Source organism: Amycolatopsis sp. NPDC057786 (assembly GCF_042797905.1).
GTDB lineage: Bacteria > Actinomycetota > Actinomycetes > Mycobacteriales > Pseudonocardiaceae > Amycolatopsis.
Genome location: NZ_JBHVKW010000093.1, coordinates 24,135 through 33,898, shown reverse-complemented (window position 1 = coordinate 33,898; position 9,764 = coordinate 24,135). Strand labels below are relative to the sequence as shown.

At 69.0% G+C, this 9,764-nt stretch carries 8 protein-coding genes and 2 pseudogenes; 6 read left to right on the top strand and 4 right to left on the bottom strand.

The window, feature by feature from the left end; all coding sequences use genetic code 11:
* Positions 1-90: 90 nt before the first annotated feature.
* A pseudogene (locus tag ACFVM3_RS33375) lies at positions 91-558 on the bottom strand (DUF6985 domain-containing protein); the annotation flags it as partial.
* A 154-nt stretch (positions 559-712) separates the two neighbouring features.
* Here ACFVM3_RS33375 and ACFVM3_RS33370 point away from each other — a divergent pair.
* The 3 genes and pseudogenes from ACFVM3_RS33370 to ACFVM3_RS33360 all read left to right on the top strand — a co-directional run bounded on the left by ACFVM3_RS33370 (position 713) and on the right by ACFVM3_RS33360 (position 3,200).
* On the top strand, positions 713-1,468 hold the full coding sequence (locus ACFVM3_RS33370; protein WP_378443893.1) for a hypothetical protein: 756 nt from the start codon (positions 713-715) through the stop codon (positions 1,466-1,468).
* Positions 1,465-2,337, top strand: coding sequence for a hypothetical protein (locus tag ACFVM3_RS33365; protein ID WP_378443892.1), 873 nt, complete (start codon positions 1,465-1,467; stop codon positions 2,335-2,337). Before ACFVM3_RS33370 ends, ACFVM3_RS33365 begins: the two co-directional genes overlap by 4 nt.
* A 141-nt stretch (positions 2,338-2,478) precedes the next feature.
* Positions 2,479-3,200 (top strand): annotated as a pseudogene (locus ACFVM3_RS33360) (IS5 family transposase).
* Between the two features lie 230 nt (positions 3,201-3,430).
* Here the strand turns inward: ACFVM3_RS33360 and ACFVM3_RS33355 are convergent.
* Positions 3,431-4,378 (bottom strand): cold-shock protein, encoded by a 948-nt coding sequence (locus ACFVM3_RS33355; protein WP_378443891.1) that lies wholly within the window; start codon positions 4,376-4,378, stop codon positions 3,431-3,433.
* A gap of 360 nt (positions 4,379-4,738) precedes the next feature.
* Between ACFVM3_RS33355 and ACFVM3_RS33350 the strand changes: the two genes are divergently transcribed.
* The 3 genes from ACFVM3_RS33350 to ACFVM3_RS33340 are packed head-to-tail and all read left to right on the top strand — an operon-like array spanning position 4,739 to position 7,853.
* Positions 4,739-5,926, top strand: coding sequence for an NAD(P)/FAD-dependent oxidoreductase (locus tag ACFVM3_RS33350; protein WP_378443890.1), 1,188 nt, complete (start codon positions 4,739-4,741; stop codon positions 5,924-5,926).
* The gene (locus tag ACFVM3_RS33345; protein WP_378443889.1) at positions 5,923-6,819 is read left to right on the top strand and encodes an RNA polymerase sigma-70 factor; all 897 of its coding nucleotides are present in this window, start codon (positions 5,923-5,925) and stop codon (positions 6,817-6,819) included. Before ACFVM3_RS33350 ends, ACFVM3_RS33345 begins: the two co-directional genes overlap by 4 nt.
* 47 nt (positions 6,820-6,866) lie before the next feature.
* Positions 6,867-7,853 (top strand): DoxX family protein, encoded by a 987-nt coding sequence (locus ACFVM3_RS33340; protein ID WP_378443888.1) that lies wholly within the window; start codon positions 6,867-6,869, stop codon positions 7,851-7,853.
* On the opposite strand, the gene ACFVM3_RS33335 is transcribed toward ACFVM3_RS33340, so the two are convergent.
* Together ACFVM3_RS33335 and ACFVM3_RS33330 are read right to left on the bottom strand one after the other, a co-directional pair.
* On the bottom strand, positions 7,840-8,361 hold the full coding sequence (locus tag ACFVM3_RS33335; protein WP_378443887.1) for a hypothetical protein: 522 nt from the start codon (positions 8,359-8,361) through the stop codon (positions 7,840-7,842). The two genes, ACFVM3_RS33340 and ACFVM3_RS33335, sit on opposite strands and share 14 nt — an antisense overlap.
* A gap of 32 nt (positions 8,362-8,393) precedes the next feature.
* Positions 8,394-9,647 carry a LuxR C-terminal-related transcriptional regulator gene (locus tag ACFVM3_RS33330; protein WP_378443886.1) on the bottom strand — a complete coding sequence of 418 codons (1,254 nt, stop codon included), beginning with the start codon at positions 9,645-9,647 and terminating at the stop codon, positions 8,394-8,396.
* Positions 9,648-9,764 lie beyond the last annotated feature (117 nt).

The following is a 9,764-nucleotide window of genomic DNA, read 5'->3' as shown; positions in this document are numbered from 1 at the left end:
CGCGACCAGCCCAAACAGACAGAAACCCAGCCACAGACAGAAACCCAAGACCACCAACCCACGACCCCGACGAACAGGTTAAAACTCAAGCTAGTGCGACCGGTGGTACACAACGCCTTCGAGTTCGGCGGCCGGATTCGTCAGTTCGCCGTCGTACGGGCCGATCTTGGTCACCGTGCGCCCGTCCCGGAACACGATCTGCAGGCCGTGCTCGGGTTCCCAGTCGCACTCGCACTCAAGCGATACATAGACGTGCTGATCGCCGTGGGTGTCCCGGCTGACGGTGGGCTCGTCGCCGAGCCGGACATGATCGAGCACATCGTGCGGCCCATCGATCTCGACGGCCCCGTCCTCGTAGCCAGCGGCCGCCAAGTCGTTCATGACATCGCGGTAGTAGGCGAAGATCGACGGCGCGGCCGCCGTCAGTACCGACGGATCGAGCGTCAGGAACGTACGAATCGCCTCGTGGAAGTCATCCGGCCGTTCGTCATCGTCGTAACCGTCGAGAACGATGGTGCACAATCCGCCACCCAGCACCGGTACCGCGAGAGGCCGGCTGTGGTACCAGTCAGGTGCTCGGACGGCAGATCAGGCAACCGCTCGCCCTCGCCACCAAGGTCTCCACGCTGTCACCCGGATCGCATAGGCGTTTCACCCGGTCGGAGGCGTTACATCCGGTCCTGTTCGAACGACTCACTCGGCGGGAGGGCCGATGGGATCGGAGAAATATCTGCGCAGGGTCACGGTGACAGGCGTGTTGATCACCGTGTTCGCCACCGCGGGCTGTGGCGGGAACGAGGTCCCGCCAGGCGGCGGTCCCACGGTCGATCCGACTTCGTACACGACGCCGTCGCCCGAACCGACCGACCAGACACCCGGCGGGAACACCGGCGAGCCGGGTGGGAACGGGATCCTGAACATCGGCGGGCCCAACGCCGAAAACCGCAATCCCAGCACGCCGTGGCCGTCGATCCCGGTCGGTACGACGGCGAAGACCGACCGCTACGGATGCACCGAACGGCACAACACCGCCGCGGACGTGCCGATCACGATCATCCGGGTGCAGATCATCGACCGCGCCCCATCGCCGATCCGGCTGGTCGATGCCTGGGACATGTGCACGACCATGGGCTACACCCTTCCCGCGGATCGCGGTTGTCAGGGGCGGACGCTGCAACCGGCCCCGCGATTCACCGGGCGCGGCTGCCTGCTCGCGTTGCACGTGGGCGAGTTCGCCGGTGACGAGCACCGCGCCGTCCTGCGCCTGACGTTCCAAGCGACCTGCCGCTCGCCGAAGGACAGGCCTTGTACCCGGGTGCCGGCGGCGAAACTGCCGGCGACGGTCCGATGGTCCGCGGACGAAACGGTGACCGCGCGGGTCGAGGGTGGCGCTCGGGTCACCACGACGCCGACGACCACCCGAACGACCTCGACGACCACAGCGACGACAGTGCCGTCCACGTCGTGACCGACGAGCAACCGCCGCAGAGCGCGTTCCTGCACAGGCTCTCCCAGTTCGCGTCCGTCGCGGCACCCACCAGCGTCGCGGCGGCCCTGCTGTTCTACTTCGGCTACGTCGCGACCTACGCCCGGTACGCGTACTTCGGTGTCGACCTCACCGCGCTCGATCTCTCGACGATAGAAGTGCTGCTGCACGGCGCGGAAGCGCTTTACGTGCCGGTGGCCGCGCTCGTGGTGCTGACACTGGTGCTGCATTTGCTCGTCCGCGGGATCAAGCGGATGCTCGCCTCCCGTCGATGGCGTCGTCTCGTGCGAATCTTCGCGGTCGCTCTCGTGCCACTCGGCGTCCTCCTGTTCGCCCGTGGCGTCGTCGGCGTCGTGTGGCCGGAGGTGTCGCAGACCGAGTTCCCCGGCACCACGCCGATCACCCTTGGCTTCGGGCTCCCACTGGCGGCGGCCGGTCTGCGGCTGCGGCGGGCCGCTCTCGGGCGCGCCCGGCGTAAGGGTCCGAGCGAGACCGTCGTGCTCACTTGCCTGTGCCTCAATGTGTTGCTCGGCCTGTTCTGGGCGACGAACAGCTTCGCGTCGGCCTACGGTCGCGGCATCGCGCACACGGTCGGCAAACGCATCGCCAAGGAACGTCCGGCGGTCGTGATCGACACCCAGGAACCGCTCCAACTGAACCTGCCCGGAATGCAGGAACGGCTGCTGCCCACCGCGGAAGGACAGAAATTCCGCTACCGGTACCGGGGACTGCACGTACTCACCGAAGCAGGCGGCAAACTCCTGCTCGTCACCGCGGAACGCAACGGCCGCTCGGGCACCATCGTCGTCCCTTACGACGGCTCGGTCCGGGTCATCTTCATTCCGAACTAGGTGGCGTCCTGCAAGTCGACAAAAGTGTCCACAAAGGACGATTTTTGGCGGCCGGATGTTCGGATGGTGCTAAGACCTGGTCTCAAAACTTGAGGGTGTGTCACCGCGTAACCTGCCGGTCCTGGTCGTCGATCGTGGGAGCTGATCGAACCCCTGATCCCGTCCCGGCCAGCGCCGCGCGGTCCGGGTGGGGCGGCCCCGGATCGATGACCGTGCCGCGCTGGAGGGGATCTCGTTCGTGCTCGACACCGGCCGCCGCCGGCGAGACCTACGTGAGTGGCGGGACGCCGGCGTGTGGGACCGGCCGCACCAGCTCGTGCTCGACGAGCTGTCCAACATCGACGAGCTCGACTGGACCAGAGGCTGCATCGACGCGGTGCCGGTGCGGTCGAAAAGGGGGCGAGCTGACCGGCCGCAGCCTCACTGACCGGGGTAGAGCCGGCTCCTAGTACCACGTTCTGTGCGACGCGAACGGGCTACCGCCGCACATCATGTTGTCGGTGGCGAACACCCACGACTGCATGCTGTTCGAGCCGCTGCTGGACACGAACCCGACCGTGCGCGGCCACCACGGCCGGGCGGGCCGGCCACGATGCCGACCGGACAAGCCGCTCGCCGACAAGGGCTACGACTACCGCCGCTACCTGACCCGCCGCGGTATCAAGGTCCGTATCGCCCGGCGCGGGATTGAGGGCAGGCCCCGCCTCGGCCGGGTCCGCTGGGTCGTCGAAGGCACCATCTCCTGGCTGCCGCGGTTCAAACGCCTCGGGCTGCGCTACGACCGGACCGAACGCACCACGCTGGCCTGCATCGTGATCAACGTCCGCCGACTCATGAAGATCGAGCTCTGCGACCAGGTCTAACGCATCCATTCACTCGTATGGGATACATCGGTGGCTCTGTGTCGTTGGGTGGGGGTGGCTGGTGAGCTTCTGAGCGCGGAGCAGGTCCTCGGGTCGGCACGGGGCCCACGTCACCACGAGGGAGATCGATCTCCTGGAGGAGAGCGCGGCCGCGTTGCCGACGGCACCATCGACGGGGATGAACGAGCACTCTCGTCGGGAAGTGATCAGCCATCGGTGGGGCCGCCTCTTCAGAGGCGTTCGATGCGGTCGGCCTGCGGGCCCCGGTCGCTCTGACGCACCGCGTACCGGACCCGGTCACCCTTCTGCAGCGGCTCCGACCCCATGATCACGGACGCGTGGGCGAAGAGATCGTCGCCGCCTGCGTCCGGGGTGATGAAGCCGAAGCCGCGGTCGTCGTCGTAGCGCGCGACGACGCCCTCGCCGCCTCGTACGGGCACGTCCCGCGCCGCCGGCCCCGCGGCCGCGGCAGGTGCCGACCGCTGCGGCGCCGTCTGGGGCTCGGCGCCCCGGACCAGGTGCACGTCGCGGGCCTGCGGGCCCTTGTCTCCACTGGCCACCTCGTAGGCGACGCGGTCGCCCTCCGCGAGCCACGTCAGCCCCTCGGCCAGGGCCCGGGCGTGAACGAAGACGTCCCCGGCGCCGGAGTCGGGGTTGATGAAGCCGAAGCCCTTGTCCTCGTCGTACCAGGCCACCGTGCCGTCGGCGCCGTCCGCGATACCAGTCGCAGCGGGTGAGCCTGCCCCTGCTCCCAGCGGGATCACGTGCCCGGCCTGCGGGCCGCGCTCGCCTTCGACGATCAGGAAGGCCACCCGCTGCCCCTCGGTGACCACGCCGCCGGTCACGATGGCGGAGCTGTGCACGAAGATGTCGGCGCCGCCGCCGTCCGGCGACGCGAAGCCGTACCCCTTGCCCGGCTCGTACCAGTTGACGGTGCCGAGCAGGCCCACGGCGCTGCCGGTGGCCGCGTCGGCGGTGACGCGAACGCGCAGCGCCTGGGGCCCGCGGTCGTTCTCGCCGACCTCGAACACGACGGCCTGACCCTCGCGGAGCATTTTCGCGCCGCCGTCCCCGACGATCTCGGAGGCGTGCACGAACAGGTCCGGCGAGTCGTCCTCGGGCGCGAGGAAGCCGAAACCCCGTTCGGCGTCGAACCAGCGGACGGTCCCTTGCGGCATAAAAGGCTCCAGGTCGAGAGGGCGGGCACTGGCCCCCAGTCTCTCTGACAGACCTCCGGTCCGTCGGGCCGGGCCCACAGGCGGGCGGTGCGGAGCCAGGGGCGGGCCGTTGGTTCACCTAGCGACACGCCGAGTTTTGAGACCAGGTCCAACTGTTTTCATCACTCTCGACCTGGGTGAAATCACCCAAACCGGATCAATCGGGTACCGCTTCCTCTGTGGGCAGTGGGGTCGGGCGGTGGTGCCCCGCAGGTGGTCGCGACACCTGCCTGCGGAGACCGGCCTGCCGTGCGGGGCGGTGTGGGTCGGGTCACAGGGCACGGTGTCACGTTTCGGTGGGTCCGCGGTGTCTTGGGAGGCATGTCCGAACACAGCACACCGAACAACAAGGTAGTCGTGGTCGGTGGCGGCTACGCCGGAGCGGTCGCGGCCAACCGGCTGCGGGTGCGTTCCGATGTGGACGTCACGGTGGTCAATCCTCGTCCGGTTTTCGTCGACCGCGTGCGGCTGCACCAGTTCGTTGCCGGTACCGGCGAGGCCGAGGTGGACTACGGCACACTGCTCGGCGCAGAGGTCCGGCTCGTCGTCGACGAAGCCATCCGCGTCGACACCTCCGCCCGGATGGTGCGGCTGGCTTCCGGGGACGCGCTGGACTACGACTACGTCATCTACGCGGTCGGCAGTAGCGGGGCGCCACCGTCGGTGCCCGGGGCGGCCGAGTTCGCCTTCTCCCTCAGCGAATTCGAGCTCGCCCAGCGGCTGCGCACCAGGCTGGGCGAAGTGCCGCTCGACGCGCCGGTCACCGTCGTCGGCGGCGGGCTGACCGGTATCGAGACCGCCGCCGAACTGGCGGAGCGAGGACGCGTGGTCACGATGGTGTGCGACACGATCCTGGCACCGACGTTCGGCGCATCGGGGCGCCGGTCCATCGCCAGGTGGCTGTCCCGGCACGGCGTCACCGTGCTCGAGAACAACAGGGTCGCCGAGGTCCGTCCGGACGAGATCGTCTTCGCGAGCGGCGCGGCGCGGTCGAGCGCGCTCACCGTCTGGGCGGCCGGTTTCGGCGTGCCCGAACTGGCCGGAGCCAGCGGGTTGCGCACCGACGCGCTCGGCAGGCTGCTCACGGACGAGACGCTGACGAGCGTCGACGACGACCGGGTCGTCGCGGCGGGTGATGCCGCGGCGCCGTCGGGGCAGGCACTGCGGATGAGTTCGTACGCCGCCGGGCCACTGGGCGCGCAGGCCGCGGACACCGTGCTGAGCCGCCTCGCCGGAACCGAGCCGGGAGTGCTCAGCGTGGCCTTTTCGGGGGCGTGCGTCAGCCTGGGCAGGCGCAGCGCCGTCCGCCAGCTCGCCGGCAAGGACGACAGCCCGGTGAACCTCCACATCGGCGGCAGGCCCGGCGCGGCGATCAAGGAGCTGACGGGCAAGCTCGGGGTGGCGAAGATTCGCAGGGAGGCCCGCAAACCGGGTTCCCTGATCTGGCCCAAGGGCGGATCCCGTCCCGAGCGGGACGCCACCGGGGAGCGGGGAGTCACGTCGTCGTGACCACCGACGTCCATGCCGAACGGTTCACTTCGTTGAGGCCGCTGCTTTTCACCATCGCCTACGAGATACTCGGCTCGGCGACCGAGTCCGACGACGTGTTGCAGGACAGTTATCTGCGATGGTCCGAAGTGGACATCGGGAGGGTACGGGACACCAAGTCGTACCTGGCGCGGCTGGTGACCCGGCAGGCGCTCAACGCGTTGCGGGCGAGCGCACGCCGCCGGGAGGACTATGTCGGCCCGTGGCTACCCGAGCCGGTGCTGCTCGACGAGAACGACGCGTCGGCCGACGTGGTGCTCGCCGAATCCGTCTCCATGGCGATGCTCGTGGTGCTGGAAACCCTCACCCCCGACGAGCGGGTGATCTTCGTGTTGCGCGAGGTGTTCGGCTTCACCCACGAAGACATCGCCACCACGGTGGGCAAATCCGTGGCGACGGTGCGGCAGGCGGCGCACCGCGCCCGCAAGCACGTGCGGGCCCGGCGCAGGCGGTTCGAACCCGCCGACACCGCGACCAGCACCCGGATCGCGGAGCAGTTCATGACCGCGGCCACCACGGGTGACCTGCGAGGGCTGCTCGCGCTGCTCGCGAAGGACGCCACCTTCACGGCCGACGGCGGCGGCAAGACCCTCGCCGCACGACGGCCGGTGCTCGGCGCGCGAAGGGTGGCCGCACGCCTCGTGAGCCTTTTCCACAAGCGGCGGGGAATACCGGACCTGCGTTTCGAACTGGTCAGGTGCAACAACACGCCCGCGCTGGTCATCTACCGCGGCGACCGCATGGAGGGCGTGTTCCTGATCGAGATCAGCGACGACGAGATCACCGACATCTACGTCATCCGAAACCCGGACAAGCTCCTCACGGTGACGGTGCCACGCCGGCTCAGCCGGTAGCGCAGAGCGCCGATCCCAGCCGACGATCGAGTGGACAGGAAAACGAAATGAGTATTCGAACGACCGATCGCCGACAACACACGGCAGGTGGGAACCGGGGCCGTTCCATCGCCTTCTGGTTCACCACCATCGTCATCGTCTTCGAGTTGATCGCCGGATCGGCGTGGAATCTTCTGACGATCGACTGGGTGGAAGCCCAGCTCGCCCATCTCGGATATCCGGACTATTTCGCCTACCTTCTCGGCGTATGGCATTTCCTCGCGGCCGTCGCGATCATCGTGCCCGGATTCCGGCTGATCAAGGAATGGGCGTACGCCGGGATCTTCTTGCTTTGGTCGGGTGCGGTGGTGTCGCATCTGGCACTCGGCGACGGTCTCGTGTCGTGGGGGCCGCCGCTGATGTTCCTGGCGTTCGCCGTCGCGTCGTGGGCGCTGAGGCCCGCCGCCCGCCGGCTCCGGGACCGCCCCGCCGACATCGGCCCGGTCGGGGACCGGCCGGAACCGGGACGTCGCGCTTGGGCCGTTTCGATCGGGCTCGTCGTCGCACTGTCCGCCGTTTCGCTCCTCACCCTGCCTGCCGCCGAGGACTTCACGCGTGAGTGGGCAACCGACCGCGGCTGGGTTCAGGAGCGGCGGCCGAGCCCGACCGGGGCCCGAAGCGAAGTCCTCGAACTCAAGGTCGAGAACACCCAGTACCAGGCACTCGATCTCGGCCGGACCGGGATCAGCCTGGGGGATATGGATGTCTACTCCGGCAACGCGATCAGGGACGGGCGCGAGGCCGGGCGCGGCGGAGGTTCGTGCCAGACCATCCACGTCGAAGGCGACGAAGTCACGATGCAGTGCGTGATCACGATGGAACTCGAGCGCGGTTCCGTGACCATGCAGTCGATCTGGGCCAGGGGCACGAGCCCGCTCGACATGGCCATCTCCGGCGGTACGGGGGACTACCGCACCGCTCGGGGCACCGTTCGCTTCTGGGACATCGGGACGCCGAACGAACGCGTGCGCGCCGAGATCATCACCGGGGACTGAGCCAGGCGGCGATGTCGGCGCTTACCGCGGGGTCCACGTGCTGCGGACGGGTGTAGTCCTCGGGTAGCGACGGTCCGGTGCCGGGGAAGTACAGGTGATCGTCGGCGGCGTAAGTGCGGAAGGTGACATCCGGCAGGCCGACCAGTCCGGCGCGCCAGCCCGCCAGATCGCCGTCGATGGTCACCTGGTAATCGCGCTCGCCTTGCAGGAAGAGCATGGGCAGGTCCCGTGTCGCGGCGGCCGCCACCGGATCGTAGGCGCGCAGGTCCAGCCAATACGGTGCGGGCATTCCGAACGGCAGGTCCGCGGCGGGAGTGGCGGGTGAAAGCCCCGGGCCGTCCACCAGTTCGGCTTGTTCGGTGGCCGCCTCGACGGTGGGCAGCAGCGCCGCGGTCACCGGATCGATCTTCGTCAGGTATTCGATGACGCGCACCATCGACCACTGCATCGGGAGGGTGTCCCCGGCGAGGACGACGAGACCGGCCACGCCGGATCCGGCGGCGGCCACCCGAGGTCAGGCGGACGCGTGACGCGCATCCGTCAGAGGCTGGTGATTCCGGCGCTCAGCGCCAAGGCCGTGGCTTCACCGCGGGAGGCGACGCCGAGCTTCTTCAACAGGCCGGTGACATGGAACTTGACCGTGCTCTCGGTGATCCCGAGCGTGTCGGCGATGGCCTTGTTGCGTTGCCCCTGAGCGACCAGCCGCAGCACTTCGAGTTCGCGGCGGTTGAGCGTCGAGGGCAATGTCTCGTCGGGCCTGCCTCCGGCGGCGGGGTCGAAGGGGACGCTGATGGCGACGTGGCTTCCCCAGTCGGGGAGGGCGTCGATCCGGACGGTGGCGCCGAGGGTTTTCGCGCGTCCGTCGAGTTGCAGGCGCAGGCCGGTGCTGTCCAGGCTGCCCGGCCCTTGATCTCGGACGTCGACATGCAGTGCGGTGCTGTCGCTCGACCAGGCGACCCGGAGCCGGGTCAGCTCGGGCTGGCCGGTGAAGGTCAGCACCGCCGTGCGGGTCATCGCGCGGGCGGCGTGGGCGATCTCGCCGGGGATCGGCCGCCCGCTCTTCGGCGGGGCGACGAAATCCAGTTGCGCGTCGTGATGGCGCAGCATTTGCCGGATCTCCCGCCGCAGCCTGCCGAACGCGGTGTGCACGGGCTCTTCGGACTGGGCGAGATCGGTCTTCTGGGCCGACCGGAGCGCCACCAGCGCGGCCGAAGCGGAGTCGGTCGCGGCGAGCCGGGCACGCTGGTCGTCCAGCCGGGAAGACCGCAGGGTGGTGAGGATCGTGACGAGCGCGGTTTCGTGCGCCGCGGCCATTTCGGCGATCGTCCTGGCGCGTTCGCTGGAGGCCGCCCGGGATTCGGCGAGGTAGTCGGGGCTGGCCTGGGTCACCTGTTGGCGGATCGAGGTCGCGACGATGCCGAAGACCTCGGCCAGTGGCGCGGGATGCGGGAAGCGGGTCCGGCTCGACCGGGGGACCAGCACGAGCAGGGTGCCGATCGGGTCCTGCACGGCCCAGACCGTCCGGGTGGTGCCGCCGAGAGCGGCCGTCGTGGTCAGCTGATGGCCTGGTGGCACGCTCGCCTTGAGCGCTTCGAGTTCGGCGATGGTCACCTTGTCGGTGATATCCCGCGCGCCGGTGACCTTGCGTGGCCGCCCGGTGCACTCACGGGTGAAGATGACGAGAGCCTGATGGGGCCAGCCGTCGGCGAGAAAGCGGGAGAACCGGTCGGCGATTTCGCGCAGCGGGCCCTCGATGACGTCGCGCAGAGCGGTCAGGTCGGCTGGATCCGGCATCCGGCGAGCCTAGCCGTCGGCCTGACTGGTCGAAAGGACAGGATCCACTGGACCGATGGCCAGGTCGCCGCTACGGCTTCCCCGGCTTAACCTCACGTGAAGCATGCGCGGGTGCGC

Excerpts from the sequence above, each read along its gene's own strand:
- ACFVM3_RS33340 (WP_378443888.1), top strand. The coding sequence starts at position 6,867 with ATGAGTATTCGAACGACCGATCGCCGACAACACACGGCAGGTGGGAAC.
- ACFVM3_RS33370 (WP_378443893.1), top strand. The coding sequence starts at position 713 with ATGGGATCGGAGAAATATCTGCGCAGGGTCACGGTGACAGGCGTGTTG.
- ACFVM3_RS33330 (WP_378443886.1), bottom strand. The coding sequence starts at position 9,647 with ATGCCGGATCCAGCCGACCTGACCGCTCTGCGCGACGTCATCGAGGGC.
- ACFVM3_RS33355 (WP_378443891.1), bottom strand. The coding sequence starts at position 4,378 with ATGCCGCAAGGGACCGTCCGCTGGTTCGACGCCGAACGGGGTTTCGGC.
- ACFVM3_RS33350 (WP_378443890.1), top strand. The coding sequence starts at position 4,739 with ATGTCCGAACACAGCACACCGAACAACAAGGTAGTCGTGGTCGGTGGC.